Origin of the sequence: Maribacter zhoushanensis, assembly GCF_029350975.1 — a bacterium.
In the GTDB taxonomy this organism is placed as follows: domain Bacteria; phylum Bacteroidota; class Bacteroidia; order Flavobacteriales; family Flavobacteriaceae; genus Maribacter; species Maribacter zhoushanensis.
The window spans coordinates 1057857-1084341 of the sequence record NZ_JARKMR010000001.1; the positions used below are offsets into that span (position 1 = coordinate 1057857).

Genomic DNA, 26485 nt, shown 5'->3' on the forward strand with positions numbered 1-26485 from the left:
AGTACTTAGCTTATAACGCAAATACGGCAGTAGGATTATTTCTTACATAACTTTCAACAATACGCTGGGTTTCCAGCGTATTTTTTTGTGGTGTAATGAACATCTCAAGATCTTCAATTTGCTTTATGGCAACATCGGTAGGGGCGAACCCGTAACCGGCATAATTGTTTTCTCTGATGACAACAAATCCGTTTTCATCTAAAGTTCTGCCATTGGTTTTTATGACCAAGGTTGAAGCAACATCTTTAATACTTTGCAAAGCTTCTTGAACACGTTGGTTGTATTTTTCTACCATTTCTAGGTCAGAGCAAATACCAATGCACTGTTTAATTTTGTAATGAGAACACACAGCTACATTTTCCTGAAGATGGCAATATTTTGGGCAAAGCTCAAAAGTGCTGCAAAGGGTTTCTAAATACTGTCTGGCTTCTGTAGGACTGTAACAAATAGCAACCGGATTAGGAGTCATCTTAATTTTATTGAATGCCAAATGAATTATGCCATTGCGATCTTCATAGGTGAAAACACCATATTTCTGAATGGATCTTTTTTGAGCACTGTTGTATTTAGGGTAGTGGTGTTTAATTTCTGCAGATTCCTTTAGTAAAGCAATAAGCTCGTTTCCGGTTTCATTAAAATCTAAAGATGCAGTTTCGGCACATAAAGTTATCTCTTTTGTTTTTTTATCATAGAAATGGCTCAACACTCTTTTTTTAATGTTCTTAGCTTTGCCTACATATATAATCTTACCCTTTTGATCTTTAAAATAATAGACCCCTGCGGTGGTAGGGAGTTTAAGGTATTCTTCTTTTGGTAATCCTGGAGGTAAGGTTGCTTCTTGAGATTTTGAATTCAAGAATTGTTTAAAAACAGTATCGGCATTTTCTGCCCTAAGTAATTTATGGAATAAAAGAACTGTGGCGTGTGCATCACCTCTTGCTCGGTGCCTATCAGTTAAAGGAATGCCTAATGCTGCGGTTAATTTACCTAAGCTGTATGAGTTGTAGCCAGGTAATAATTTTCTTGACAAACGAACCGTACATAATTTCTTTCTTGAAAAATCATGACCTAATAGTTTAAACTCGTTTTTTATGACATTGTAGTCAAAATTGACGCTATGGGCTACAAAAATAGTGTCTTTGGTAATCTCTACTATCTGTGGAATTATTTCTTCTAGTAATGGAGCATTCCTTACCATGTCATTATCAATGCCGGTAAGTCCGGTAATAAAAACGGGTATCTCACATTCAGGATTTACCAGAGATGTAAACTCATCTACAACCTCATGACCGTCATATTTAAATATTGAAATTTCGGTTATGCGATTACCTTTTATACCGTTTCCGGTAGTTTCTATGTCAATTATCGTATACAAATAGTGAAGAATTTTTAGTACTGCAAAGTTACTAGAAAATGCTACAATATGATTGTATTGTATTTGGGTTTGATATTTGAATAATAAAGGATGCCTTGTTAGCTATTTAGGCCAATAAAATTAGAAGATGAAAAGTGAGTTTCTATTTTAATATTGTAATTAAAGAAAGAGAATTACGATATGCCGCTGATTGATATATGGTAATATATCTTATTAGAGTAAGTAAAGTTAAATTCACCGGTTTACTGAAACCGGACATAAACTTTTATATAAAAATAGAAAGTGTACTTTATTTACTTTGAGTGCTACTAGCGTTGCTAACGGTCATTCCAAAATTAGTGTTTTCAGAATCATTGTTAGTTATTTTTTCAACGTTATCTCTTACTACGTACTCTGAAACAAGGTCATAGTCTTTCCCACAAGAGGATAAACTTAAAAGAAATACAATGGCTGCTACAGGGACGAAAAAGGCTTTGGTAGGGTAAAATTTCATGTAGTTGGTGGTAAAAATTATCACGCTATTTTATTAGCGCATTCCGAAAATATTTAAACTTTATTCATTAACGATGAAAAGTTGATTTTATTCGATGAAATGCACATAAATGTTATTAACACCCTTTGTTAATAACAAAATGAGGGTAACTTATTAGTGTATTGACTTATATATTATGTAGGAAATATTGATTTTTTAACAAAAAATAAAAAACCAAGCCCTTCATTTTCATTGTTTCTCTAGTTCCCCCGATTTCGATCAACAATTACTATGAAGGGCTTGGTCTAAAAAATATCTAATATGTTATTGATTTTTTTGTTTTTTAAATGTCTGCCTCTATAATGGAGCTTAATAATTAGTAAAAGTTCAGATTCTGTTAGTTCATAGCTTGTCTTCAGCAACTCAATTTTTTTCTCTCCAATCTTTTCTAAAATTTGCAATACTTCTTTTTGCATATGTATTAGTTTAAATCTGCCCTCTTGTGGGAAGGACAGATTTTTTTACAACAAACAATTCACTTTACTAACCATATTATATGTTAGTTAAAAATAGGAGTAGAGTTATATATAAACAATACCCAGTATTGGGTATATTATATTGGTATTACTTGTAAAGATATTTATTAGAGAAAGTGTAAGGACTAGTTGTTTCAAAAACAGATTTTAAAAATAACAAAGAATTTAAACTTACCTTGATGTTAAGGTAAAGTTGAATTTAATAAATGAATGCATCTTTGCAGCGAGTTTAGAATAAGTTTGAGTTAGTTGAACAACCGATACATCTTCATAATGTGTCGGTTTTTTGTTTCACCCATACTGGAAGATAAAATAGGGAACCGCAGTTTACAAAGAGACTTTTATGTCATTTATTTTAAAAACCTGAATTCTCAATAAATTTTGAAAAATAAGTACAATTTTTTCTTGATTTTTTTCAGGAATACGACCACCTATAATCCAGTTCTTCTTAACAAACTTGGTGCTCTCCAAATTAAACTCTGACTTTAACAGTTGTAAAGCTTCCTCGCGAGTTTCGTCGTTCATTTTACTGAACATTTGTCTTATATTTTCGGTCATTGGTGGTTTTGGTAGACTCCAAAAATAGATAAAAAAGTGGATCAACTGTGTTATTTAACAAAATAGATATGAGCAGGTTAATAACAAAGTTATTTACATTTTGCAGTTTAAGTTTTTAGTCTTGTAACTTCAATATAAAAGAGCTGTTAAAGTATAACAGCTCTTTTATATAATCTACATTGTATTCTTTAATTCATTTTATATACAATACTAACGGTATATTGTTCTTGGTAATCAGTGTAGTAACTGACCCAATCTTCGTTGTTATATTGATTACTGCTTATTGATATGATTTCACCTACGCTTGTATCAATAGCATTACATAAAGTATCGGCATTTTCTTTTGCATCTTTTAGAGCTATATCTAAGGCAGATTTTATTTTTTCTTTTGACACATGTTGCTTTACTTGGAACTGTAATTGAACCCCTAATAAATTTGCCTGCATTAATTTCATGGCAACTTCTTTAGAGTCTGTTGTATAATACAAAATAGTACCATCACGTTGATAACCTAACGAGAAGTATTCTAATTCCTTTTCTTCAAATTTAGAGGTGTCAATATCTATTTGTTTTAACTCATCAAAATATTGTTTTTTCAACTGCGCTAAATTTTCAATCCTAGTATCGGCATAATAAACCTGATCCATGCTTAACGTAGCTTTTATTCGATAGTTTGTAATTGTCTTCTGTAATAGGGCACTACCGGTTACGGTTACTGTTTTTTCTTTCTTATCGGTTTGAGCTTGTAAAGAGGTAAATGCAAAAAGGATAAAAAGTGAAATTAGGGTGATTTTCTTCATCTGTAAATGTTGTTTAAGGTTTGTCAAATTTATTATGTTATTACCTTTTATGAGCATGATTATGGTCATTAGTTTATATTTAAAGTTCATTTGGATATCTAATTTAGCTTTTGTGGTATTGTGATTTATTGACGGTAATTTTGCTTTTTTATTAGAACTGGTGATAGTTATTTTATTTTTCAATGTAAAAAGCCAAATTTCTTTTAAAAACGTCATTTCTTGAAGCTTCTTTTCAAGCTTTGACTATCGTAATTTATAATTAACCGATTAGGTATTGTATAATATTTTTTGTAAGTTTTATCTTGTTAAAATTATTTAACATTGATTTATTAGAAAAGTTTTCCCAAAAAAGAATTGATATGAAAGTTGACACTGTTTGTATTATTGACGATGATCCCATTTGTGTTTATGGCACTAAAATACTTTTGAATCACAATAATTTAGTGAGTGCTAATATTATGGTGTTTGAAGATGGTTTTGAGGCTTTGACCAATTTAAGCTCTTTCCTGAAAAACGGACAACGAATGCCAGACATAATCCTGTTAGATTTAAATATGCCCATTATGAACGGATGGGAGTTTTTAGATAAATTTCATAAATTAACCTTTGTGAATAAACCACAGGTTTTTATTGTTAGTTCTCACTTTGATCAAGCTGAAATTGATAAAGGAAAGAGTTACCCGTTAGTTCGTGACTTTATTTCAAAACCTTTAATCACTAAAAACTTAAATGAAATTATAGTGATGAGTAAGCAGGCTGTTTAAAAACGAAAGCTTGGTTCTTTTTGTAAATAATTTGGAGCTGTTATCACTTTAAAGCAAAGTTCAAGTGTATGGTTGCAATATTTTTTCTTGGATATAAAGAAAAAATCTACCCTATGATAGTTCTGTATTTATGGAGCAGGTGGAATACGCTATGGTCTTCCCAAAAGCGTCCACTATGTAAATATAACTGACTGTCTGAATAAAAGGACAGGCGTTTTAAAACAAGAAAGTCCGAACAAGTAAACTTGTCGGACTTTTTATGTTCTATTCGTAAACTAATTACGCTTAATTGTGGAGCCGGAGGGATTCGAACCCTCGTCCAAACAAGCAATTAAAATGCTTTCTACATGCTTAGAATCTGATTAATTTTCGATGTGTACCTGACCAGAAACCGCCCAATACACACTTATCTTCTTAAGATTTTGGTGGTGTCGCCAAAGTGAGCGGACACCCTTATGTTGACTTTTCTGGTGCTCCTATAAGAATCGCCATCAACAAGGGCTATTCAGGAACATCTCGCTTCCCTACCTTGTAGGGACGAGGCTAATCTTACTATAATTCAGATTAAGCGGCAAGAGCGTAATTATTTTCGCCAATTAAAAGTGTGAAAAATGAGATTAACGAGCTGTTTCCCAGCGCTCGACATGCTTACATTCCAACTGGTCTCGCTGTCAAAACCGGTCGGCCCCAATATGTAAATGAACTTTAGTGTTAAATTATAGCTTTACATAAAAAGCTAATAATTAACGGGCAGCAAAGCTAACAAAACTTTAGCAACCACTATAATTTTTATTTGGACACTAAGCCAAGTGTTACTAATTGTATAATTTAGTGCAATATTTATACCAAACCCATATGAAGTTCGGAATCATCAGAGAACGTAAGAATCCACCAGACAAGCGTGTTGTTCTATCGCCTAAAGCATGTCAAAAAGTCTTGAATACACATTCTAAGGCGCAAATTATTGTAGAGCCTTCTCCCATTAGGGCTTATGCAGACTCAGATTATCAAGATCTTGGCATTACGGTTGCAGATGAAATGAACGATTGCGAGGTATTACTGGGCGTTAAGGAAGTGCCAATAGATGCGTTGATTCCGAATAAAAAGTACTTTTTCTTTTCTCATACCATTAAAAAGCAACCTTATAACAGAGACTTGCTTCGCGCTATTTTAGAGAAGAATATAGAAATGTACGATCATGAGGTTATTACCAATAAACAAGAACAGCGTGTTGTTGCCTTTGGTAGATATGCTGGTATTGTTGGTGCCTATAACGGATTTCGTGCATACGGGCTTAAATACAATACTTTTCAGTTGCCAAAAGCAAATGATTTACCAGATCAGCAAGCTTTAATTAACGAGCTCAAAAAACTTGAACTACCCAATATAAAGGTGTTGCTTACCGGTAGGGGTAGAGTAGGTAATGGATCTAGAGAAATGCTAGATGGTATGGGTATGCGCAGGGTGAACGTTACGGAATATTTAGAAGAAACTTTTAATGAGCCGGTGTATTGTCAAATAGATGCGGGCGAATATAATAAGCGTATTGATGGTGTTCGTGGTAATAAGGCTAACTTCTTTGCTCATCCAGAAGAATATAAGTCAAACTTTTTTAGGTTTGCCAAGGTGACCGATTTCTACATTGCAGGTCATTTCTACGGGCAAGGCGCTCCTTATCTATTTACCAGGGAAGATGCCAAGGACAAAGATTTTAAGATTAGAGTTGTTGCCGATATAAGCTGTGATATTGACGGGCCGGTAGCTTCTACTATAAAACCATCAACTATTGCAGACCCCATTTATGGATATGAACCAGTAACGGAGTCTGAAACAGAATTTACCAATGCTGATGCCATTGCGGTCATGGCAGTAGATAATTTACCGTGCGAGTTGCCTAGAGATGCAAGCGAAGGTTTTGGTGAGGCTTTCATAAAAAATGTGATTCCTGCTTTCTTCAATGAAGATAAAGACGGAGTTCTTGAGCGAGCACGGATGACACAAAACGGGAAACTGACTGAGCGTTATGCATACTTAAAGGATTATGTAGATGGTAAAGAATAAAGATTGATTTTATTTTAGTTTATAGGGTTTTTTAATAGAAAACGGTTTTTAATTTCTAGACAGGTAACGGTAAGTATACCTAAGGTGTATGCCAATAAATCTTGAATGCTAAAATAATTTCCGAAGATTAGATTCGCCCATTTAGAATGCTGTAGTCCAAAGTAACTAAGCATGTTCGTTAGCTGTAAAAACTCTATCACATATGCTATAAGTAAGGTAACAATACCGATGGCTATATCATTTGCCTTTACGAAGGATTTAAAAAAGAAAAACATCAAAATAACCACTAGATAGTCTCCGAAAGTGTGTCTAATAAATCCTGATTTTAAGAATATGGCAATTAAAATTTCTATTACTAGCAGTACTAGAAAGTAAATAAAATAGATGCGGCGGAATTTAAGTTTCATTTGTATTAATATTTAAGCGGTTCTAAAATATAGGAATAGCAAACTCATTGGGAAATTCAGAATTAGTAAGGTAAAAGCCATGGTATGCTCATGTAAATCTTTTGAATACTTGAATACATTTACCAATAATATGACTAAGGCAATGCAAGTAATGAGGATATAACACAGAAATAGTATAAGACCGACAAAGGCGACAATTTCAGTTTCTGGCATTAAGGTTATACACATTAGAAATGTAGAGAGCAGAAAATATATAGTGACTACTCTCACAATTCTACGGTTCCATTTATGTTTAAATAATGCTATCATTTTAAATCATTTTGAACCAACTGAACTAAGGTATATTCTTGCCATGTTTTTTCCGATTGTAGGGTTTTGTATGCTTTGTATTTATCTTGAATACTGATTTTAAGGTCGTAGTTTACATTCTTCTCTTTCGCATACTGGTACAATTGAATGCTATTGGTATCACCTAAATCTATGAGGTAATGCATATCTGGTTTTTCAAGAGTGTTTAAATTATAATGGGTAATCGCTCTATCCCAAGGTATGGCTGCACTGATTATTAAAAATGTAAATACTGTTGCAATGTTGGTGCGTACCAAATAGATAAAACTTTTTATCTCTGTCACTTTTATATATGCGGTTATTAAACCTGTTAGCGTAAGAAGAAGATATACGAATACACCGATACGTTTGTAAGTAAGACCTAGAGCTTCAACATATGTGAAATTTTTGAATGAAGTAAATACTATAAGTATAATGTTCAACGATATCCAGATATAGGTTAATGTTTTTATTTGCTGGTTATTCTTGTAGAAATTAAGGTTGCCTCTAAAAAAGTAGAGAATTAGTATAATAGCCAAGACGATAGAAAACATAAGGGCATAAACACCTTGGTGTACAGATGCCGAATATTCCGCATTAGAAATATCGGTTTTTTGAAAAATGTAGATTCCGTCTGTCACTAAAAAGAAGACCAGAAGAAAATTTAGGGCTATTAAAATGATTGACCCTAAGGTATGTTCATTTTCTAGCTGTTTTTTTTGCCCTATGATTTCTATTTCGGTAGGAGTTTCTAATTGGTTTTTTTGCGAAAGGTCTGTAGCTACAAGTTCTTGTGCATCTAACGGACGTAAAATATTTAGAAATAAGACGTAGCCAATACATGTAAAGAACACCCAAGGGATACTTATAAAATCAAAGCTGATTTGATCGATAAGGTTCCCAAAAACGGGATTGGCATTTTTATACAACGCAGTAAATAAAATAAGCAATACCACTGCGAAGAATCCACCTTTTAAACGGTTTAATAATTTGGGCGAAGTTTCTTTTTTTGTTGTGTTTTCTTCAACAGCGTTTTGCTTTTGAATAAAATTGGCAACAGAAGCGATAAAGAGGTTAATAAACCCTAATAGCCAAGTAAGGTACAAAGATGTCTTGCCTGAAATTGATTTACCTACATAAACCATTAATGCCATAAAATGGACAAATACGGTAAACCCTGTTGGGTTGATAAATATAAAAACGGAGGTTAAAACATAGGTTAAGGCGTAGACCCAAGAAACGGAACGTGTACCTTTCAGTGTAGAGATTAATACGACTACTAAAATAGATATTAAGAATAAATTTAGTCCAAAGCTTTTACTGTAGAATAGTAGGCTAAAGGCTAATGCGGATAAGATAGATTTTATGTGAACATTCATAATATGAAGTTTAATTGATTAATAATGATTTAATTTTCACTAAGGTTAGAAGGATATAAAACCCTGTAATTAGTTGTATGGTTGAGTATATTTTTTTGATTTTAGAGATGTAATAATTCATATGTTTTTTGAAATTAAAAATGTGGATTTAATTCGTTCTATAGGCTGATGCAGTAGTTTTTGAAAATTTAATTGATGAAAGGGTAGGGCAGATCTTCCGCATTTGTATTTAGATTTGAAATACTGCCAATAATCAGGATATAGAATAGTGCCAATACAGATTACCGTAAACAGGTAAATACTTCTTTTTCCATTACCTAATAAATAGAATTGCATGCTTATTTCATCTGGTACGGAAATACCAGTATCTGTGAGTACATGAAAAACATCATGGCTTTCAAGCTTCTCTTGTAATTGAAAGCTATTCTCGGTAAGGAATTGACCCATGTGATAACCAAGAGAGTTACTTGGGTAGCGCTTTAAGTCATTGGCATTAAACTGCCAAGCTTCATTATTCTTGAAATACTGATAGGGTGCTACGCTCCAATCATATAATTTTTCTAAAATGGCTGCTCTCATGTTTTATAATTTTAAAAGTACTTTGAATTTCAAAGTAAAAGAATAAAAAAATATATTATTTGCCTATTAGCTTTTCTAAAGCATTAATGTGTTTTTTGAACTGTGCCTTGCCAAGTTTAGTTGCTGAATAACGCGTGTTGGGCTTTCTGCCAATAAATGACTTTTCTACTTTTATATATTCTTCTTTTTCAAGGGCTTTGGTGTGGCTGGCTAAATTACCATCTGTTGCGCCAAGCAGTTCTTTCAGCATCTTAAAGTCGGCATAATCGTTGACCATTAGAATGGACATAATGCCCAAACGTATTCGGTGGTCAAAAGCTTTGTTTATGTTATCAATTAAACTCATACAGCTGTAGCTAGGCTAATATTAATTTCTATCGTACTTGTAATACATTAAAGAACCGTAGAGAATATGGCAAACGCCAAATCCTAAAGCCCAAAAATACAATCCATATCCTATAAATTGAGTACTAACTAATCCTATTCCTATAAATGCTAAACCCATATAGCGAACATCGCCCATGGTGTACTTGCTTGCGTTTACACAAGCCAAACCGTAAAAAATTAAGGTTGCAGGAGCAACTAGACCTGCTGCGCCTTGTTGCATAAGTACTAAGCAAAAAATTCCGCCAACTATCAATGGTATGGCAAAGTTGAATACTAGTCGTTTACTGGTACTGTCCCAAATTTTCTCGCCGCTTTTTTTAGACTTCTTTAGGGTCATGATGAATCCTGTTATTACCGCAGCAACCAGCACTGCAATGGCAATTAAAGTTAAATCACTAACAACACTGGAACCTGATAGAGATGAAGACCTACCAGAAAAGTTTTCGTAATTGGCAGCTGAGGTATCTTTTAGTTTTACATAAGCAAAACCAGCTCCGATCAAAGCATAGATCCCGGCAAGTACACCTGAGAGTCCGCTTAGGGAAATAAACCGTGAAGAACGATTCATTATATTCTTAATTTCAGTAATGTCGTTTAGATACTTATTCGTCTCCATATTAAAGTACTTTGAAATACAAAGTTAAATTAAATATTTGAAATTATAACAAAGTATAGTCATAAAAGTGCAGTAAGTCTCCTTGATTAGAAATATGGTTTAGCCATGAAAGTACCATTCTAGCTATAGATATCGGTCTTAAAATTCAATAGAAATAATTATTTTTTTCGGAGTAATTAATGAGTCTATGACCTTAGAAACTGACCAATTTTATGAAAAAAAGTGTTTAAGTGTGCTTTAATTGATTAATGAAACTCCTAAGCCGAAAGTGGTTTGCCTATGGTTATAATCAATTAGGGTTTCACCATAACCATCAAACAATTGAAAATGACCGTTAAAATTTTCGAAAATAGGAAAAGACCAGTTCAGCTGTATGCTACCGCGACTTTTATCTCCTAGATTTAAAGAATGTCTAACAATGGCTCTAAAACGTTGTCTGCCCCAGTCATAACTTATGTCAGCTTCGCCACGACCAATAAAATCAGATATATTTTCATTGTCATCGATCTTACTTCCAATGCGTATCCACGGTTTTAGTGTTACCTGCCAGTTTCCTTTTTCAAATGCGGCATGAAAAGCAATACGGTTCCAACTTCTAGAAATAGGATCAGACTGGCCGTTAGATTCATGAATAATAGCCGCACCTACCATTTTTGTTTCAAAGCCCAATATTGGAAACTTAACGGGAAAGTTTGCTATGATTTCTGGCTTATAATTTAATTCACGAAAAGGTCTTGAACGTTCAGAATTATATATCTGCCAGTATGCCGTCTGTGAATAGCCCATCCATAAATCCATACGTCCGTCAAACATGCCATGAAAGATTTTGGTTTTAAGGCTAATCTGAAATTTTGACTCTACCGCATTAAGGCTGCTAGGTTCGTCTAAAACCTTATCTGAATTTTCTGCTTGCGGAAATTCATTGGGATTGGTAGAAAATTTTGCGGCAGTTATGTATATGGGTTTATATGAAGTTAGAATGAACGTTCCTCTTTGATGCTCATCATCTAGCTCCCATAATTCGCTTAAACTTTTACTATTGTTAAAATACCAATTATGATCATGATCGTCTTGAGAGAAAGACGAATGGCAGTAACATAGTATTAATGTGATTATTAAAACAGTAGTTGTCTTTTTAAACATTGATAAGTTATAAATGTGTCAAAATTATATATTTAAATACATATTAGTAAATGTATTCGTATCTTAATTAACGCAATTAAATTGATTATGAAACCAGCAGAGGACTATATTTTTAACCAACCGGAACCGTACAGGGGCATTTTAATGCATTTGCAAATGATGATCGAGACCACATTGCCAGAGGTTGAGCTGAAATTTAAATGGAATATTCCTTGTTTTTATATTGGTAAATCGCCCATTTGCTATCTGAACGCATCGCACAAAAAGAAGTTTGTGGATATCGCTTTTTGGAACTCTGCCCACCTTACAAAACATTTAAACGTACTTATTTCTGAAAACAGAAAAGTAGTACGTTCATTGCGATACGCTACACTAGAAGATATCGATAATGATATTCTAGTAGATGTTTTACAAGATGCTTATGCTGTTCGTAAAAATGGATTTTATAAGCAGAAGGACTTACTTTGATTGCAAATGTTTGTAATCCCTGAATTTTCTGTTTGTTACTAAAGTATTAAAAAGAAAATAGTAGTAGAATAATTGATGCCAGTTTTAATTAATTCATCTTGTTTTTTAATTTAATTCGACCATTAAATTTGACTCAATTTTACCATCAATCAATAATTTGATTTCAAATTCATTTTCGATTTTCAAATAAGTAAAATTAATTCGTCCATATTCACAAATACCCTTTACGATTTTACCAATTAATATTAGTAATGCTTTTTGAATTGTCTTGTTGTAGTGATTATAATTTGGAAATATTGCCAAGGCGTTCCATACTATTGATTCAATATTACTTGCATCTTTTTTATACTTGATATTTTCAGTATTTCTGGAATCAGATTGGTATATAACAGAAGCCTTGAAATCGTTAGATTCAGTTCGTGAATCAATTTCTATTTTCTTTATCGGTTCTGGGACTTTTAAAAACAAAATTCCTCCGCTAAAGGTATTAAGAATTAGAAATTTTCCTTTCTTAGTAAATTTGTAGAAATCTTCTTTTAAGAGTTCTTTTTTGTCTGCTTCAAGAAAAGAAGAAATGAGTTTATATTCCTCACTTAGCTTAAAGCTAAAGTTAGGTCCAATTATAAATTCAAGATTCTTGATTTCATCAAATAGTTTGCTCATATACTAAAACACACTCATAATAAAACAAAACTTAAAACTCATTAACAACAGCTCTCAACGCCACTAAATCTGTCAATAGCTTTTTCATCAATCCTAAGTCTAACATATTGGCACCATCACTCTTAGCATTGGCGCAATCAAAATGTGTTTCAATGAAGAGTCCGTCCACACCTGCAGCAACACCTGCGCGTGCCATGGTCCCAATTAGTGCCGGTCTTCCGCCGGTAACACCAGAAGATTGGTTAGGCTGTTGTAATGAATGTGTTACATCTAGCACCACGGGAGCAAACTCTTTCATAGTAGGTACGCCCCTAAAATCTACAATCATATCTTGGTACCCGAACATGGTTCCACGATCTGTAATTATGGCTTGCTGGTTTCCGGTTTCGGTAACTTTGTTTACGGCATGCTTCATACTCTCAGGACTCATAAACTGCCCCTTCTTGATGTTCACCGTTTTACCTGTTTTTGCAGCGGCAACTACTAAATCTGTTTGGCGGGCAAGAAATGCTGGTATCTGCAAAACATCTACATATTCTGCAGCCACTGCGGCATCTTGCTCTGTATGTATATCTGTTACTGTTGGCACTTTAAACGTTTCAGAAACTTTACGTAGAATTTTCAAAGCCTTTTCATCTCCAATACCCGTAAATGAATCTAACCGACTACGATTTGCTTTTTTAAAACTGCCTTTGAATACATAAGGTATTTTAAGCTCGTCAGTAATAGTAATTATATGCTCTGCAATACGCATAGCCATGTCTTCACCCTCAATGGCGCATGGTCCAGAAAGTAGAAAAAAGTTATTACTGTCAGTATGTTTTATTTGAGGTATAAGCGATAAGTTCATTCGTCGAATATTTTTAAACAAAGATACTATTTTAAGAAGCTTACTGTTCTATTAGGATAAGATTGTCGAAATCCCAAATCGAAATGAAAATCAAACAGTTTTTTATAGTAATAATGTTTTTTGTTTTTGCAGGTAATGCATATGCTCAGTTCGGTAAAAATTGCGAGTTAAGACAAGTGAAAATCAATCTACTTAACCCTGGGCTTGAATATGAAATGGCTTTGGGTACCAATACGACTCTTGATGTTAAAGCGGGTATACAAGTGGCTTTAGATCCTCTGTTGCCAGATGTGTATAGCGAATTTGGAGTATTTCCTGCCGTTGCCGCTCAATACCGCTATTACTATAATTTTGAAAAACGTCAGCGTAAAAGAAAACAGATTTATGGTAATTCTGCCAATTATGTGGCTCCTGCGGTTGCCGTTTTCTTTCCAGGTTCAAGAACCATTGCCAATGAAAACATAGAAGGCGCTTTTGGTTATGCCGGTTTGGTAACAGGTATACAACGTAGTTTTGATTCGGGTTTTAACTTTTCTGTAGATGTAGGTGCGGCATATTATGACGGACAATTTGAAGGCGGCATTTATCCGGTAGCGAATTTAAGCATTGGCTTTATCATCAGTGAGAAGCGATGGTGCGTAGGTCGTTAATCACGTAAGTATTTTCTTAATATTTCTATAAATCAGGTGGATACTTTTTTTTAATCATGTAGTTTTAGTTGCAACATCAATCTAACTACATGAAAAAAATTACACTGATTCTTCTATTCTTATCTATTACAACGGCACATTCCCAAATCAGGGATTTTTCTGAAAAAGGCAACGGACTCGTTAATCTAGAGCGACACCAATTTACAATTAACTTATTAGGACCGGGAATTAGATATGAGTTAGGTCTTTTTAAAAACGTAAGTGCATCTACCAGTTTTACACCGGCATTTGCTAGGTATCAAGAGGGGTATGCCTTAGGTTTTGCTTGGCATACTAGAATTAGATATTACCATAATTTTCAAGAGCGTTTAGATGTGAATAAGAATGTAATAGGTAACTCTGCAAACTACATTGGTCCTGCGCGTAGTATTTTCTGGGAGCCAGTACAGTTTACAGATAATATCTCTGACGGAAATAGTGATTATGCCTTTGTATTCTATGGTGGAGTATACGGTATTCAGCGAACCAACAGAAAAGGTTTTAATGTAAATGCAGAAGTGGGTTATGGCTATTTTGATTCAAAAACTTTAGATAGTGGTCATGGCTTTTTGCTTCATGTTACCTTTGGGTGGGTAGCCACAAAAAGAAAATCTACAAAACCAACTTTTGAGTAATATGGTCTGATATTTGATATACATCCCAAATAAAATCAAACCAAACTAAATCATGAAAAAAATCATCTTTTTATCCATTGTTGTTTTGTCTACTTTTTATGTGAATGCACAATCTGTTGGGCAAGTTGAAGACGGACTCTTTAAAATTAATGCATTAGCTCCCGGGGTGTCCTATGAATTAGGTATTGGTGCTAAAACTACCTTGAATGCAGAAGCGTTCTTTGGTTTTGCACTGAATGGTGGGTCAGATAGATCAACTAATTTTGGACTTTATCCAGGTTTAGAGGCAGACCTTAGGCAATACATAAATTTTGACAGAAGGTTGAGAAAAGGAAAAAATATAGCTAATAACACCGGTAATTATATCGCATTTTTAAATCAACTTCAATTTGGAACACCTATTATCGGTAATTTAGAATATGCCTCAGATTACTTTTATAATGCTGCTTTGGTATATGGTATACAGCGTACTTACAAAAAAGGATTCTATTGGGGCTTGGCTTTTGGTCCGGGTATTTTTGTTGATGATTTTTATACAGATGCGGGTATTTTAATAGACCTTAGACTTGGCTGGGTTGTAGGTGGTAGAAAAAAGTAGTGTGCCAATAAGCGAACTATCTCAAAATCAATAAGATAAAAATAACATAAGTTTAAGTGTGGCTATTATTATTTAAAGTATCTTTGCACGCTTAAATAAGACCTTTTATGTCCACTACTACAAAGAATATTGCGATCATTGCGCACGTTGACCACGGTAAAACGACCTTGGTAGACAAAATAATGTACCACTGTAGCTTGTTTCGTGAAAACGAGAATACAGGTGATTTAATCTTGGATAATAACGACTTGGAAAGAGAACGTGGTATTACCATTACTTCTAAGAACGTTTCCGTTATATATAAGGACACTAAAATAAATATAATCGATACTCCTGGTCACGCCGATTTTGGTGGTGAAGTTGAGCGTGTATTGAATATGGCAGATGGTGTTTTGTTGTTGGTAGATGCCTTTGAGGGACCAATGCCACAAACACGTTTTGTACTTCAGAAAGCAATTGACCTTGGTTTAAAGCCTTGTTTGGTAATCAACAAAGTAGATAAAGAAAACTGTACTCCAGAAGAAGTACATGAAAAAGTTTTCGATCTTATGTTTGAACTTGGTGCTGAAGAATGGCAGTTAGATTTCCCTACAGTATATGGTTCTGCTAAGAACAACTGGATGAGTACAGATTGGCAAAATGAAACTGAAAACATTGAGCCATTATTAGATATGGTAATTGAGCATATTCCAACTTTTGAACCAAAAGAAGGAAACACTCAAATGTTGATCACCTCTTTAGATTTCTCTTCATTTACAGGTAGAATTGCTATCGGTAGATTACAAAGAGGAACTTTAAAAGAAAATCAACAAATTTCTTTGGTAAAACGCGATGGTTCTATCGTAAAATCAAAAATCAAAGAATTATACGTTTTTGAAGGTCTTGGCCGTAAGAAGGTAGAAGAGGTTGAAACTGGTGATATTTGTGCTTTAGTTGGTGTTGAAGGTTTTGAAATTGGTGATACCGTTGCTGATATTGAAAACCCAGAAGCATTAAAGACTATTGCAATTGACGAACCTACAATGAGTATGTTGTTTACTATTAACGATAGTCCGTTCTTTGGTAAAGATGGTAAATTTGTAACCTCTCGTCATATCAACGATAGACTTCAAAAAGAATTAGAAAAGAACTTGGCGTTACGTGTAAACGAAACTGATAGTGCAGATAAATTTTTAGTATTCGGTCGTGGTGTATTACACCTTTCAGTTTTAATTGAAACAATGCGTCGTGAAGGATACGAATTACAAATTGGTCAGCCACAAGTAATCATTAAGGAAATTGATGGTGTTAAATGTGAGCCGGTAGAGGCATTGACTATAGATTTACCAGAAGCTGTTTCTGGAAAAGCTGTTGAGATGGTTTCTATGCGTAAAGGTGAAATGACCAGTATGGAAGCTAAAGGTGAGCGTATGATCTGTGAGTTTATAATCCCTTCTAGAGGTATTATAGGTCTGCGTAACCAATTGTTGACCGCTACCGCTGGTGAGGCTATTATGGCGCACCGTTTCTTAGAGTATCAACCAATGAAAGGTGATATTCCACAAAGACAAAACGGATCTTTAGTTTCTATGGAAACTGGTAAAGCAATTCCTTATTCTATTGATAAATTACAAGATCGTGGTAAGTTTTTCGTTGATCCAGGTGAGGATATTTATGAAGGTCAGGTAATTGGTGAAAACTCTCGTGGAGATGATATGACCGTTAACATTACAAAGACTAAAAAATTATCTAACGTTCGTTCTTCTGGAGCTGATGATAAAGCTAAAATTGTTCCTGCAATTAAATTCTCATTAGAAGAAGCTTTAGAATACATTCAGAAAGATGAGTATGTTGAGGTTACACCAAAGTTTTTACGTTTACGTAAAATCTACTTAACAGAAAATGATCGTAAGAGAAATAAAATAGCATAAGTAGGTAGGGTTTTAGCCTTACTTATTTTACAAAAAAAAGCCACCTAATTAGGTGGCTTTTTTATTTTCTATATTTCAAACTGCATACAATTGGGTATTTCGTGTTTTCTTGACAATTAATTTAAGTGCATATTAATTATTGGATTTTAAGAATTGCGTAAAAATTTATGACATAATTTCCTACATTCTTAATAATGTATTCATCTTCAATATTTCTTCGTTTCCGCATAGATTTTTAGCTAATTTAAAGTAGAATTTTAACTCAACTGAAACTAACAATATTATGCAACTAACAGGAAAAAATGTACTTATTACCGGGGGTACTCGGGGTATAGGAAAATGTATGGTTCAATACTTAATTGAAAAGGGTGTTACCAATATTGCGGTAATTGCTCGCGATAAACAAAACCTCAAAGATCTTTCATTAGCATATGCTGATGTAAACTTTATAAGAATTGCCGGTGACATTGCCAATATTCAAGTTTTACGCGATGCTGCGGCACGTATTGAAGATAAATGGGGTCATTTAGATATATTGATTAATAATGCAGGTATTGTCGCTGCTGGTCCTTTAGAAGATATACAAGATGAAGACCTGTATGATCAAGTAGCGGTAAACCTTACGGCAGTTATGTTATTGACCAAATACTGTATTCCGCTTTTAAAATTTTCTGAGGATGCTTATATCTTGAATATTTCATCGGGCTTAGGGTTGATCGGAATGCCTTTCTACGCAGTTTATGGGAGCACCAAAGCCGCTATACGACAGTTTTCAGATTCTATGAGAAGAGAACTGGCACCTTTTAATGTTGCTGTTACCTGTGCTTTCCCTACCGCTACGGATACAGAAATGATGCAAAAATTTAAAGGTAGAAAAATGGATGCACCGGAGTATGTGGCTGAACGTTCGCTAGAAGGATTATTTAATAAAGAAATTCAAGTTATTTTTGGAGGTGAAGAACGACTCAAGGAAAATACCTTGAATTTTGAGTCACCCGAAGAGTTGGATAAGAAGGTCGCTGAACATTATGAGGAACGAAAACTAGCTAGTTTAGATCACAAAGCCGTGTAGTCTTAACTGGTAAATAAACAAACGGCATAACACTATGAAATTACTTTACAAACTATCATTTTTATCAGTATTTGCAGTTATTGTTTCCTGTAAAGAAACATCTAAAAAAGTAAACGAAACCGCTAAAGAGGTGGTGACGGAAACTAACGTAATAGCTTACCCAGATTCTTGGGTGTCTTCTAGAGTTGCGAAAGCAAAAGAAAAGCTTAATGGCACAGAGGCAGGAAAAGTTATTTGGAATGCTATGGAAGCTCATGGCGGATTGGATACTTGGTACGCTAACGGTCCTGTTACTTTTCGTTTCAACTATCAACCTTTAGATGGTAAAACTGCTAGAGATAGTTACCAAACGGTAGATACATGGAGCAACAGATCTGTACATACAAGTGCAACAGATAGTTCTGCAAAATTTGGTTGGACAGGTGAACAAGCTTGGATGAAGGCTAAAGATAGTACAGCTTTTGCCTATGATACTAAATTTTGGGCGCTTACACCATTATGGTTTGTAGGGCATCCGTTTGTGTTAAGTGGAGAAGGGGTAAACCTAGAGCTACTAGAGCCAACTATTTTTAAAGAGGAAGATTATAATGTTGTCAAAGTTACTTTTGATGCCGAGACAGGTGATGCACCAGATGATTACTATATTTTATATATAAATAAAGAGACGAACAAAGTAGCGGTTATGAGATACATTGTTTCTTACCCTCAGTATTTTAAGGATGGTGGCCATGCACCAGAGAAATTCACTGAATTTATTGGTGAGCAAACGGTTGACGGTATTACAATGCCTGGCGGATTTAAAACTTATTGGACGGTTAAGGGTAATCAACCGGGCGACTACATTACTAAAATTGATTTTACAGATGTATCTTTTGAATCAGATTTACCAAAAGACTTTTTTGATGCTCCGGAAGGCGCTAAAATTCTAGAGTAATATCTTTTAAAATTCCAGTTGTTTTCAACTAAAAAAAGCGTGTATCTAAAAATACTTTTTAGATACACGCTTTATATTTAACTATGGTTTAAACTTTACTCGGTAGCGCAAGCATCATATGCCTGGCTGTAAGCTAAAAGTCCTTCTTTGGTGTTTTTATATTCGTTGGCCATAATTTTTGCTTTTACGGCTTCACATTCAGTACTTAATGCCGCTAGTTTCTTGTTGAAGCCAAAAACAAAATCTTTGCTCATTGTAGAAATACCGTCTTCAGTATTGGTATACTTTAAAACATATTCTTTGCCCATATGTTCGTACAATGATATTTTGTCTCCTTGATAAATTGCTTTTGCAAATTTTGGAGCATTACTTTTATCGCTCGCAACAGAAGATGCAAAATTTACAACTTGGTAAATATCGCCGGTAGTCAATACAATTTGTTTACTGTCCGTAGCGGCAACTTTTTTAGCTTTGTTATTTTCGTCTAACATTTGTATTGCTGCGCTCGCCTTTGTTAATTCGTCAACAGCTACTGTTGTTTGTAAAGTATCGTTGGTAGCTGTTATTAAAAATGCTACAGCCTTTTCAGATTCTTCTGCTGGATCATCGGCATATACAATTTCTACATCTGGCTCATTAGAAAGGTCTTCGGTAACAACCTCAAAATGCCTTGTAGAAATTTCATTTATAGTAAAGTCTTTGATTAATTCTTCTGCATTTCTATTCAATCGCTTACCATCTTTTTTATCGTAATCATTGGCAATAAGTAGGTCTGCATATTCTTTAACTTTTTCAGGTAAATCTAAGTTTAGATAAATTTTTGCAATATTATAATAACTGGCATAACGTACTTTTTTATGCTGTTTGTCATCTTCGTTGTACCTGGTTACTACATCATTGAAATAATCTATCCATGGTTGTGCTTCAGTATATAGTTCGTCAACTGGTAAGTCATACTGCATTTTTGAAAATATCGCTTTTAAAGCTTCAGATGCCTCTTGGTGATTGGCAAATTCTGGATGTTTTTTAGTTGCGATTATCCAAAAGTGTTGTGCTTGGTTAGATGTTACCGGAACATAACCGTATCTATAATTGATTTTGCTGTTTGTCTGGCTAATCATGCTATTGCGATGCTTAGTACGATATTTATCTCTAATGCTGTAGCGATTATCATTATAGTAAGCGCTAGCCTTAGAATACGTCTTATGGCCAGTGCTAGCATAATCGTCTTCTTCAGAGAGGGTAAAAGAAGTATTTTCTCCAGAATCTGAATTGCTGATTGAAACCGTTGCTGAAGAGGAATAACTACAAATTACGTCATACGTATAGGTGGTTTTAATAACATTTCCTTCTTTGTCTTTATCTTCGTGTTTATTTTTTTTGATATCAACTTCGCCTATTTCGGTTCCGTGAAAATTGAATCTAAAATCAAGCGTTCCATTTTTTGCCACTCTAGAAAATCCTTCTAAAAATATATTACGGCTACTAGAGGTAAAGGTTCTTTTTGAATCATCTACTATAGGTATTGTAGGTAGATCTACATAAGAAATTTTAAAGTATTCGCGATCTAAATTTGCTCTCTGTGCCAATAATTTAGTGGTGGTAAGGCAACAGATAATTACAAATAAACTAAGTGCTTTTTTCATTTTGGTTATTTTGGTTGGTTACGGGAATATATCGAACATGAAATACTCCACTTTGGTTTAAAGCGTATTAATAGGGTAATCTATGAATTTTATTTTTAACAGGATGGCTAGTGTAGTGTAGCTACGGCCGCTCCAATAATACCTGCATGGTTTTGTAGTGCTGCGGGTATAACTTTGGTTTCTATTTTGATTTTAGATTTAAATTCATCAAAATCTTTTGAGGCACCGCCACCAAGAATAATCAAGTCTGGTGAAACGATCAATTCAACATATTCTAAAAACGTATTGAATCTTTTACCCCATTTTTTATAAGATAAATTCTCGCGGTCTTTTGCCGATCCGGCAGCCCACTTTTCAATTTTAGAATATTTTTTATAAGGTATTTGACCTAGCTCAAAGTTAGGAATTAGTCTGCCATCTAAAAAAGCACCACTACCTAAGCCTGTACCAATGGTAATCATAACTACGAATCCTTTTTCGCCTTTACCTATACCATAGTTCATGGTAGCGTAACCGGCAGCATCCGCATCATTGATAACGGTAAAATCAAGTCCGGTTTTCTTTTCCAATAATTTTTCGACATTCACACCTAGCCAGCTTTTATGCAAATTTCCAGTGGCTTTGCAAACTCCGTTTTTAATAATGGTAGGGAAACCACAACCAACTTTACCTTTGTAGTCGAAATGGGATACAATTTGCGCAATTACATCGGTCATTGCTTCTGGTGTTCTAGGTATGGGAGTAGGTATTCTATAACGTTCAGAAATCATTTCTCCGGTTTCAGAATTAACTAACGCTCCTTTAATTCCAGAACCACCTACATCAATACCTAGTAAAGTCATTTTATATTTTGTTATGAATTACAAAGAAACGAAAAAGATTCGGCTCTTTGAAGTGAGATTATTTTTGTGAATTTTGAGACCTTTTTCTATTTGGTCAAAGGCATAAAAAAAGGACCTTTTTAGGTCCTTGATGTATTTTTAAATTGGCATGAGCAAGCCGGTAATCGTGCTTACTTGAACTTCTTTATCATCTTCATCTATTTCAGAATCTACAGTGAAAGTTATAGAGAACTGTCTGCCTACAAACTTTTGACTATTTAAGTCGTAATTGGCGATTACTTCGCTGGTTACTTTGGTGAATTCTGTTTTGCTATCTTCATGATTAGAAAATACGTAAACACCATTGATATAACCCTCGTACGTTCCGTTCATTTTGCTAGCTTCTTGACCAAAAGTAGTCATTGAAGAAACTGTTACGAACAATACAATTAAAAGTGATTTCATTTTTTTCTTGTTAAATTAATTATCGATTTTTTTGTTCGGATTTTCTAGCATTTCTTAATGCTAAAACTGCTGATACAAATGAAATCTAATTAGTTGAATAACGATTAATTTCATCTTTTTATTATGATGCTTATTCTATAAACTTAAACAACTGTAGCTAAGTTGGCTGTTTTTATTTGATTCAATAAAAATAATTTCAATTTCTATATGTACTATTTATGACCATAGGATATTGAATACTAAATCAAAGTTAAAAGTTTTTTTAAAACAAAGCACTTGCTTAGTTTTGTAGTGTAATTAGGAATAATGGCGCGCAAAAAGCAATATAACGAAACTGAGGTCATAGAAAAGGCAATGCGTCTATTTTGGCGTAATGGCTATGAAAGTACATCGGTTCGTATGTTAGAGAAAGAAATGGGTATTAACCAATTCTCTATTTATGCTAGTTTTAAAAATAAAGAGGGCGTTTTTTTAGAAAGCATCAAACTTTATAACACCCGAATAAAAGCCATTACCGATACGCTTGAAAAGTCAAATAATGGTGTAGTAGGAATTAAAGATTACTTTTTAGATTTTTTAGATTTCTCTAGAGAAGGTGCAATTTTTAAAGGGTGTTTGGTTACCAACACGGTAAATGAAATAAAAGAAGATGCTAATCCCGTAATTATGGCGGCACTTAAGCGTTTTTCTTTAAATATTAGAGTATTATTTGTAAGGAACTTAAAACAAGACGACCAAAGGGGTGTTGAAGAAATAGAAGCACAGGCAGACTATTTAATGAACGCACTTTTGGGGCTATCGATTTCATCAAAAGTATTCAATGAAGCGCAGTTAAAAAGCATTATTAAAATTACGTTTTTACACTTGTAGCATTTTTTTTAACCAATAACTAAGCAGTTGCTTAGATTTAACATAAATATAGTAATTAATAGAAATAATAAGATTATGACAACTTTAAAAGTACACAACATTGAAACTGCACCAGAAGGTAGCAAAGGATTATTGGAAAACTCTCAAAAATCATTTGGTATGATTCCTGGTTTACATGGGGTTTTGGCAGCTTCACCACAAATTCTAGAAGCATACCAAACACTACATAAGTTATTTACCGAAACTTCTTTTAATGAAGAAGAACTAACGGTAGTATGGCAAGCCATAAATGTTGAGCATGCCTGTCATTACTGTGTACCTGCACATACCGGTATTGCTAAAATGATGAAAGTTGATGATGAAATTACAGAAGCGTTACGTAATGAGACTCCATTGGCAGATGCAAAGTTAGAAGCTTTAAGAACAATGACGTTGACCATAGTACGCAACCGTGGTAATGTAACACAAGAAGATTTAGATGCTTTTTATGCAGCTGGTTACGGTGAGCAACAAGTATTGGAAATCATTTTAGGATTATCTCAAAAAGTGATTAGTAACTATACAAACCACATTGCACATACTCCAGTAGATGAGCCATTTAAGAAATTTGCATGGTCTAAATAATTGAGGTTTCAATTCCCCCGAAACCATATGTTGATTGAGTGATTGTTTATAGCCTTCTGTCTTAAGGCAGAGGGCTATTTATTTTTATTAAACTAAATACACAGAAATGAAAAAAATAGCAATAAACGGAATGGGGCGTATAGGTCGCGCTTCTTTAAAAGTAATCCTGGATAATCCGGAGTTAGACTTAGTAGCGGTAAACGATATTGTATCCATAGAAAACATAGCTTATTTATTGAAGTATGATTCGGTTTATGGAATTTATGAAAAAGAGGTTTCACATGATGAGAACAACTTAATCATAGATGGTAAAAAAATTCAATATAATTCTCTACGAAACCCTGAGGATTTACCGTGGGCGGAGCATAAAATTGATGTGGTTGTTGAAAGTACCGGTTTTTTCACCAAAAGTGATGATGCAAAGAAACATATTAAAGCAGGAGCCAAATCTGTGATTATATCGGCACCTACCAAGAGTGAAGATATCCCAACAGTGGTACATGGCGTAAATACAGAAGCTGGTGAAACCAATATATTTTCTTGTGCTAGCTGTACCACAAATAACATTAGCCCTGTAGTAGAAGTTTTGGGTCGTAGAATAGGGATTAAAAAAGCTATTATGACTACTGTACACGCTTATACGGCATCTCAAGGTATTGTAGATGCGCCTTCTGAAAAGAATTTGAGAATGGGTCGTGCAGGTGCGGCGAATATTGTTCCTACATCGACAGGAGCGGCAATTGCGACAACTAAAGCATTACCAGAATTAGCCGGTAAGTTTGACGGTGTTGCGCTACGTGTGCCAATTCCGGTAGGTTCAATGTCAGATTTAACCTTTGTTATGGAGCGCGATGTAACTCCTGAAGAAATTAATGCAATTTTTAAGGAAGAAGCAGCTACGTATAGATATAAAAACATTCTAGACACTACAGATCAGCCTTTGGTCTCTTCTGATATTGTAAAGAATCCGCATGCATCAACCGTAGATTTGGGAATGACAAGAGTGGTAGATGGTGATTTATTGAAAGTTATGACTTGGTATGACAATGAGTGGGGATTCACCAATCAAATGATCCGTCAAATTTTGGCAGAAAACTAAATTAAACGAGGTAGCTGATCTTAAGGTAAAAGAATGGCTACCTTTATTTATAAGCTTAAAAACACATAAAATGATAAAAGTATCTGTAATGTATCCTAACGGTGAAGATGTTAAATTCGATGTAGACTACTATAAAAACACACACTTGCCAATGGTGCAGAAATTAGTGGGTGGTGCGTTGAAGGAATTGGAGTTAGATTTAGGTGTAGGTGGTAGAGCAGCGGGTGAAGCTGCGCCTTATGTAGCAATTGCACACTTGAAATTTGACGATGTAGCCTCTTTTCAGGCAGCCTTTGGTCCGCATGCAGCAACTTTTGCTGCAGATGTTAAGAACTATAGCAATGTGCAGGGAGCTATTCAAATTAGTAATTTGATAACATTTTAAGAGATGAAAGAAAAATTAAAAATAGATATAGTTTCTGATGTAGTATGCCCATGGTGCATTATTGGCTATAAACGTTTAGAAAAAGCAATTTCAGAACTAGGTATTAAAGATCAAGTAGAGATTGAGTGGCAACCGTTTGAGCTGAACCCTGATATGCCACCAGAAGGTCAGAATATAACTGAACATATTACTGAAAAATATGGATCAACATTAGAGCAACAAAAAGAGTCGCGTGAAAACATGACCAATATAGGTGAAGAACTAGGTTTCAAATTCGATTATTTTGATGAGATGCGCATGTCTAACACCTTTGAAGCTCACGTTTTATTAGAATATGCGAAAGAATTTGGTAAGCAGACCGAGTTGAAAATGCGATTGATTACTGCTTTTTTTAGTGAACGAAAAGATGTATCTGATAAAGATGTTTTAAAACAAGCGTTACTAGATGTTGGTTTAAATGCAGATGAAGCACTGGCTAGATTAGACAGTGAAGAAGCACGTTACCACGTAAGAAACAAGCAGGGCGAATGGAAAAATATGGGTGTAAACTCCGTACCAACTATAGTTTTTAACATGAAAAGTGCGGTAACAGGTGCGCAACCAGTTTCTACATTTAAACAAATACTAGGAGAACTAATTGCCGAATAAAAAATATAAAATTCAATATCATGAGTACAACAAATAAAGGCGATTTAGATACATTGCTTTCTGTAAAGAGAGCAGAGGCCGCCGGTAAATTTACCGAAGAAAAAAAGAAAGTATATGCAGATGGCATTACTAGTGTTGCAACATCTGGTGTGTTAGAAAATGCATTGAATATTGATAGTAAAGCACCAGATTTTACCTTGAAAAACGCATTGGGAAAATCTGTTTCTTTATATGATGAATTAAAAAACGGACCTGTAGTTTTGACTTGGTACCGTGGTGGTTGGTGTCCATATTGCAACATTACGCTACATTACTTACAAGAAAAATTACCGGAGTTTCAAAAAGCTGGAGCTACCTTAATAGCTATTACTCCAGAACTACCAGATAATTCTCTTTCTACTTCAGAAAAAAATAATTTAGAATTTACGGTTTTAAGTGATGTTGGTAATAAAGTAGGCAAAGAATATGGTGTGGTGTTTACTTTGACCAAAGAGGTGGCCGCTATATATGAAGCAGGTTTTGGTTTAAGCGAGGTAAATGGAGACGATAGTAATGAGCTCCCGCTGGCCGCAACCTATGTTATAGATACTGATGCTACGGTGACCTACGCTTTTTTAGATGCTGATTATAGAGAAAGAGCAGAAGTAACTGAAATACTGGCAGCCCTAGCAAAATTGAAATAAATTCAAAGCCCAACGTAACCA

Annotated in this window: 31 protein-coding genes and 1 other RNA gene; 15 read left to right on the top strand and 17 right to left on the bottom strand. The window is 34.4% G+C overall.

Features of this window, described 5'->3' with window-relative positions; genetic code table 11:
• Positions 1–10: 10 nt before the first annotated feature.
• From PXD56_RS04465 to PXD56_RS04485, 5 genes are all read right to left on the bottom strand, one after another.
• Positions 11–1375 (bottom strand): exonuclease domain-containing protein, encoded by a 1365-nt coding sequence (locus tag PXD56_RS04465; protein ID WP_276492119.1) that lies wholly within the window; start codon positions 1373–1375, stop codon positions 11–13.
• 289 nt (positions 1376–1664) lie between these two features.
• Positions 1665–1868 carry a hypothetical protein gene (locus tag PXD56_RS04470; protein ID WP_276492120.1) on the bottom strand — a complete coding sequence of 68 codons (204 nt, stop codon included), beginning with the start codon at positions 1866–1868 and terminating at the stop codon, positions 1665–1667.
• A 284-nt stretch (positions 1869–2152) separates the two neighbouring features.
• Positions 2153–2323: a hypothetical protein gene (locus PXD56_RS04475; RefSeq protein ID WP_276492121.1), complete on the bottom strand. Its 171-nt coding sequence runs from the start codon at positions 2321–2323 to the stop codon at positions 2153–2155.
• 387 nt (positions 2324–2710) lie between these two features.
• Entirely contained in the window at positions 2711–2941 is a 231-nt protein-coding gene (locus PXD56_RS04480) for a hypothetical protein (protein ID WP_276492122.1), read from the bottom strand.
• A 188-nt stretch (positions 2942–3129) separates the two neighbouring features.
• Positions 3130–3741 (bottom strand): SIMPL domain-containing protein, encoded by a 612-nt coding sequence (locus PXD56_RS04485; RefSeq protein ID WP_276492123.1) that lies wholly within the window; start codon positions 3739–3741, stop codon positions 3130–3132.
• Between the two features lie 359 nt (positions 3742–4100).
• Between PXD56_RS04485 and PXD56_RS04490 the strand changes: the two genes are divergently transcribed.
• Complete coding sequence (locus PXD56_RS04490) at positions 4101–4505, top strand: response regulator (protein ID WP_276492124.1); 405 nt, start codon at positions 4101–4103, stop codon at positions 4503–4505.
• A gap of 289 nt (positions 4506–4794) precedes the next feature.
• On the opposite strand, the gene ssrA is transcribed toward PXD56_RS04490, so the two are convergent.
• Positions 4795–5194, bottom strand: a transfer-messenger RNA (tmRNA) gene (gene ssrA / locus PXD56_RS04495).
• Between the two features lie 166 nt (positions 5195–5360).
• Here ssrA and PXD56_RS04500 point away from each other — a divergent pair.
• Positions 5361–6566 (top strand): NAD(P)-dependent oxidoreductase, encoded by a 1206-nt coding sequence (locus PXD56_RS04500; protein WP_276492125.1) that lies wholly within the window; start codon positions 5361–5363, stop codon positions 6564–6566.
• Positions 6567–6580: 14 nt separating this feature from the next.
• On the opposite strand, the gene PXD56_RS04505 is transcribed toward PXD56_RS04500, so the two are convergent.
• The 6 genes from PXD56_RS04505 to PXD56_RS04530 form a co-directional block, all read right to left on the bottom strand.
• A complete protein-coding gene (locus PXD56_RS04505; RefSeq protein WP_276492126.1) occupies positions 6581–6973 on the bottom strand; it encodes a ribosomal maturation YjgA family protein in 393 nt (130 codons plus the stop codon).
• A 305-nt stretch (positions 6974–7278) separates the two neighbouring features.
• On the bottom strand, positions 7279–8679 hold the full coding sequence (locus PXD56_RS04510) for a DUF4153 domain-containing protein (protein WP_276492127.1): 1401 nt from the start codon (positions 8677–8679) through the stop codon (positions 7279–7281).
• Positions 8680–8796: 117 nt separating this feature from the next.
• A complete protein-coding gene (locus tag PXD56_RS04515) occupies positions 8797–9258 on the bottom strand; it encodes a hypothetical protein (RefSeq protein ID WP_276492128.1) in 462 nt (153 codons plus the stop codon).
• 55 nt (positions 9259–9313) lie between these two features.
• On the bottom strand, positions 9314–9604 hold the full coding sequence (locus tag PXD56_RS04520) for a winged helix-turn-helix domain-containing protein (RefSeq protein ID WP_276492129.1): 291 nt from the start codon (positions 9602–9604) through the stop codon (positions 9314–9316).
• 21 nt (positions 9605–9625) lie between these two features.
• A complete protein-coding gene (locus tag PXD56_RS04525; protein ID WP_276492130.1) occupies positions 9626–10261 on the bottom strand; it encodes a hypothetical protein in 636 nt (211 codons plus the stop codon).
• A gap of 237 nt (positions 10262–10498) precedes the next feature.
• On the bottom strand, positions 10499–11404 hold the full coding sequence (locus tag PXD56_RS04530) for a phospholipase A (RefSeq protein WP_276492131.1): 906 nt from the start codon (positions 11402–11404) through the stop codon (positions 10499–10501).
• 87 nt (positions 11405–11491) lie between these two features.
• Between PXD56_RS04530 and PXD56_RS04535 the strand changes: the two genes are divergently transcribed.
• A complete protein-coding gene (locus PXD56_RS04535) occupies positions 11492–11872 on the top strand; it encodes a DUF1801 domain-containing protein (protein ID WP_276492132.1) in 381 nt (126 codons plus the stop codon).
• A 105-nt stretch (positions 11873–11977) separates the two neighbouring features.
• On the opposite strand, the gene PXD56_RS04540 is transcribed toward PXD56_RS04535, so the two are convergent.
• Together PXD56_RS04540 and kdsA are read right to left on the bottom strand one after the other, a co-directional pair.
• Entirely contained in the window at positions 11978–12535 is a 558-nt protein-coding gene (locus PXD56_RS04540) for a hypothetical protein (RefSeq protein ID WP_276492133.1), read from the bottom strand.
• Between the two features lie 31 nt (positions 12536–12566).
• Positions 12567–13385 (bottom strand): 3-deoxy-8-phosphooctulonate synthase, encoded by an 819-nt coding sequence (gene kdsA, locus PXD56_RS04545; RefSeq protein WP_276492134.1) that lies wholly within the window; start codon positions 13383–13385, stop codon positions 12567–12569.
• Positions 13386–13468: 83 nt separating this feature from the next.
• Between kdsA and PXD56_RS04550 the strand changes: the two genes are divergently transcribed.
• The 6 genes from PXD56_RS04550 (at position 13469) to PXD56_RS04575 (ending at position 19223) form a co-directional block, all read left to right on the top strand.
• Positions 13469–14035, top strand: a complete 567-nt coding sequence (locus tag PXD56_RS04550; protein ID WP_276492135.1) for a hypothetical protein — start codon at positions 13469–13471, stop codon at positions 14033–14035.
• Positions 14036–14124: 89 nt separating this feature from the next.
• Entirely contained in the window at positions 14125–14709 is a 585-nt protein-coding gene (locus tag PXD56_RS04555) for a hypothetical protein (protein ID WP_276492136.1), read from the top strand.
• 52 nt (positions 14710–14761) lie between these two features.
• Positions 14762–15307 carry a hypothetical protein gene (locus PXD56_RS04560; protein ID WP_276492137.1) on the top strand — a complete coding sequence of 182 codons (546 nt, stop codon included), beginning with the start codon at positions 14762–14764 and terminating at the stop codon, positions 15305–15307.
• A 107-nt stretch (positions 15308–15414) separates the two neighbouring features.
• On the top strand, positions 15415–17217 hold the full coding sequence (typA, locus tag PXD56_RS04565) for a translational GTPase TypA (protein WP_036152395.1): 1803 nt from the start codon (positions 15415–15417) through the stop codon (positions 17215–17217).
• Between the two features lie 283 nt (positions 17218–17500).
• A complete protein-coding gene (locus PXD56_RS04570; RefSeq protein WP_276492138.1) occupies positions 17501–18289 on the top strand; it encodes an SDR family NAD(P)-dependent oxidoreductase in 789 nt (262 codons plus the stop codon).
• Between the two features lie 34 nt (positions 18290–18323).
• Positions 18324–19223: a DUF6503 family protein gene (locus PXD56_RS04575; protein WP_276492139.1), complete on the top strand. Its 900-nt coding sequence runs from the start codon at positions 18324–18326 to the stop codon at positions 19221–19223.
• A gap of 95 nt (positions 19224–19318) precedes the next feature.
• Here PXD56_RS04575 and PXD56_RS04580 read toward each other — a convergent pair whose 3' ends face one another.
• The 3 genes from PXD56_RS04580 to PXD56_RS04590 form a co-directional block, all read right to left on the bottom strand.
• Positions 19319–20869 carry a hypothetical protein gene (locus tag PXD56_RS04580; protein WP_276492140.1) on the bottom strand — a complete coding sequence of 517 codons (1551 nt, stop codon included), beginning with the start codon at positions 20867–20869 and terminating at the stop codon, positions 19319–19321.
• Between the two features lie 107 nt (positions 20870–20976).
• A complete protein-coding gene (ppgK, locus tag PXD56_RS04585; RefSeq protein WP_276492141.1) occupies positions 20977–21711 on the bottom strand; it encodes a polyphosphate--glucose phosphotransferase in 735 nt (244 codons plus the stop codon).
• A 138-nt stretch (positions 21712–21849) separates the two neighbouring features.
• Positions 21850–22155: a hypothetical protein gene (locus PXD56_RS04590; RefSeq protein WP_276492142.1), complete on the bottom strand. Its 306-nt coding sequence runs from the start codon at positions 22153–22155 to the stop codon at positions 21850–21852.
• A 306-nt stretch (positions 22156–22461) separates the two neighbouring features.
• On the opposite strand from PXD56_RS04590, the gene PXD56_RS04595 reads away from it, so the two are divergent.
• From PXD56_RS04595 to PXD56_RS04620, 6 genes are all read left to right on the top strand, one after another.
• A complete protein-coding gene (locus PXD56_RS04595; RefSeq protein ID WP_276492143.1) occupies positions 22462–23025 on the top strand; it encodes a TetR/AcrR family transcriptional regulator in 564 nt (187 codons plus the stop codon).
• A gap of 75 nt (positions 23026–23100) precedes the next feature.
• Entirely contained in the window at positions 23101–23649 is a 549-nt protein-coding gene (locus tag PXD56_RS04600) for a carboxymuconolactone decarboxylase family protein (protein ID WP_276492144.1), read from the top strand.
• Positions 23650–23755: 106 nt separating this feature from the next.
• Positions 23756–24748, top strand: a complete 993-nt coding sequence (gap, locus tag PXD56_RS04605; RefSeq protein ID WP_276492145.1) for a type I glyceraldehyde-3-phosphate dehydrogenase — start codon at positions 23756–23758, stop codon at positions 24746–24748.
• Between the two features lie 70 nt (positions 24749–24818).
• Complete coding sequence (locus PXD56_RS04610; protein WP_276492146.1) at positions 24819–25133, top strand: EthD family reductase; 315 nt, start codon at positions 24819–24821, stop codon at positions 25131–25133.
• Between the two features lie 3 nt (positions 25134–25136).
• On the top strand, positions 25137–25781 hold the full coding sequence (locus PXD56_RS04615; protein WP_276492147.1) for a DsbA family oxidoreductase: 645 nt from the start codon (positions 25137–25139) through the stop codon (positions 25779–25781).
• A gap of 20 nt (positions 25782–25801) precedes the next feature.
• Positions 25802–26464 carry a peroxiredoxin-like family protein gene (locus tag PXD56_RS04620; RefSeq protein ID WP_276492148.1) on the top strand — a complete coding sequence of 221 codons (663 nt, stop codon included), beginning with the start codon at positions 25802–25804 and terminating at the stop codon, positions 26462–26464.
• Positions 26465–26485: the final 21 nt, after the last annotated feature.

Coding starts and splice junctions, on each gene's coding strand:
- PXD56_RS04470 (WP_276492120.1), bottom strand. CDS start 1,868: ATGAAATTTTACCCTACCAAAGCCTTTTTCGTCCCTGTAGCAGCCATT.
- PXD56_RS04475 (WP_276492121.1), bottom strand. CDS start 2,323: ATGCAAAAAGAAGTATTGCAAATTTTAGAAAAGATTGGAGAGAAAAAA.
- PXD56_RS04480 (WP_276492122.1), bottom strand. CDS start 2,941: ATGACCGAAAATATAAGACAAATGTTCAGTAAAATGAACGACGAAACT.
- PXD56_RS04485 (WP_276492123.1), bottom strand. CDS start 3,741: ATGAAGAAAATCACCCTAATTTCACTTTTTATCCTTTTTGCATTTACC.
- PXD56_RS04490 (WP_276492124.1), top strand. CDS start 4,101: ATGAAAGTTGACACTGTTTGTATTATTGACGATGATCCCATTTGTGTT.
- PXD56_RS04500 (WP_276492125.1), top strand. CDS start 5,361: ATGAAGTTCGGAATCATCAGAGAACGTAAGAATCCACCAGACAAGCGT.
- PXD56_RS04505 (WP_276492126.1), bottom strand. CDS start 6,973: ATGAAACTTAAATTCCGCCGCATCTATTTTATTTACTTTCTAGTACTG.
- PXD56_RS04510 (WP_276492127.1), bottom strand. CDS start 8,679: ATGAATGTTCACATAAAATCTATCTTATCCGCATTAGCCTTTAGCCTA.
- PXD56_RS04515 (WP_276492128.1), bottom strand. CDS start 9,258: ATGAGAGCAGCCATTTTAGAAAAATTATATGATTGGAGCGTAGCACCC.
- PXD56_RS04520 (WP_276492129.1), bottom strand. CDS start 9,604: ATGAGTTTAATTGATAACATAAACAAAGCTTTTGACCACCGAATACGT.
- PXD56_RS04525 (WP_276492130.1), bottom strand. CDS start 10,261: ATGGAGACGAATAAGTATCTAAACGACATTACTGAAATTAAGAATATA.
- PXD56_RS04530 (WP_276492131.1), bottom strand. CDS start 11,404: ATGTTTAAAAAGACAACTACTGTTTTAATAATCACATTAATACTATGT.
- PXD56_RS04535 (WP_276492132.1), top strand. CDS start 11,492: ATGAAACCAGCAGAGGACTATATTTTTAACCAACCGGAACCGTACAGG.
- PXD56_RS04540 (WP_276492133.1), bottom strand. CDS start 12,535: ATGAGCAAACTATTTGATGAAATCAAGAATCTTGAATTTATAATTGGA.
- kdsA (WP_276492134.1), bottom strand. CDS start 13,385: ATGAACTTATCGCTTATACCTCAAATAAAACATACTGACAGTAATAAC.
- PXD56_RS04550 (WP_276492135.1), top strand. CDS start 13,469: ATGAAAATCAAACAGTTTTTTATAGTAATAATGTTTTTTGTTTTTGCA.
- PXD56_RS04555 (WP_276492136.1), top strand. CDS start 14,125: ATGAAAAAAATTACACTGATTCTTCTATTCTTATCTATTACAACGGCA.
- PXD56_RS04560 (WP_276492137.1), top strand. CDS start 14,762: ATGAAAAAAATCATCTTTTTATCCATTGTTGTTTTGTCTACTTTTTAT.
- typA (WP_036152395.1), top strand. CDS start 15,415: ATGTCCACTACTACAAAGAATATTGCGATCATTGCGCACGTTGACCAC.
- PXD56_RS04570 (WP_276492138.1), top strand. CDS start 17,501: ATGCAACTAACAGGAAAAAATGTACTTATTACCGGGGGTACTCGGGGT.
- PXD56_RS04575 (WP_276492139.1), top strand. CDS start 18,324: ATGAAATTACTTTACAAACTATCATTTTTATCAGTATTTGCAGTTATT.
- PXD56_RS04580 (WP_276492140.1), bottom strand. CDS start 20,869: ATGAAAAAAGCACTTAGTTTATTTGTAATTATCTGTTGCCTTACCACC.
- ppgK (WP_276492141.1), bottom strand. CDS start 21,711: ATGACTTTACTAGGTATTGATGTAGGTGGTTCTGGAATTAAAGGAGCG.
- PXD56_RS04590 (WP_276492142.1), bottom strand. CDS start 22,155: ATGAAATCACTTTTAATTGTATTGTTCGTAACAGTTTCTTCAATGACT.
- PXD56_RS04595 (WP_276492143.1), top strand. CDS start 22,462: ATGGCGCGCAAAAAGCAATATAACGAAACTGAGGTCATAGAAAAGGCA.
- PXD56_RS04600 (WP_276492144.1), top strand. CDS start 23,101: ATGACAACTTTAAAAGTACACAACATTGAAACTGCACCAGAAGGTAGC.
- gap (WP_276492145.1), top strand. CDS start 23,756: ATGAAAAAAATAGCAATAAACGGAATGGGGCGTATAGGTCGCGCTTCT.
- PXD56_RS04610 (WP_276492146.1), top strand. CDS start 24,819: ATGATAAAAGTATCTGTAATGTATCCTAACGGTGAAGATGTTAAATTC.
- PXD56_RS04615 (WP_276492147.1), top strand. CDS start 25,137: ATGAAAGAAAAATTAAAAATAGATATAGTTTCTGATGTAGTATGCCCA.
- PXD56_RS04620 (WP_276492148.1), top strand. CDS start 25,802: ATGAGTACAACAAATAAAGGCGATTTAGATACATTGCTTTCTGTAAAG.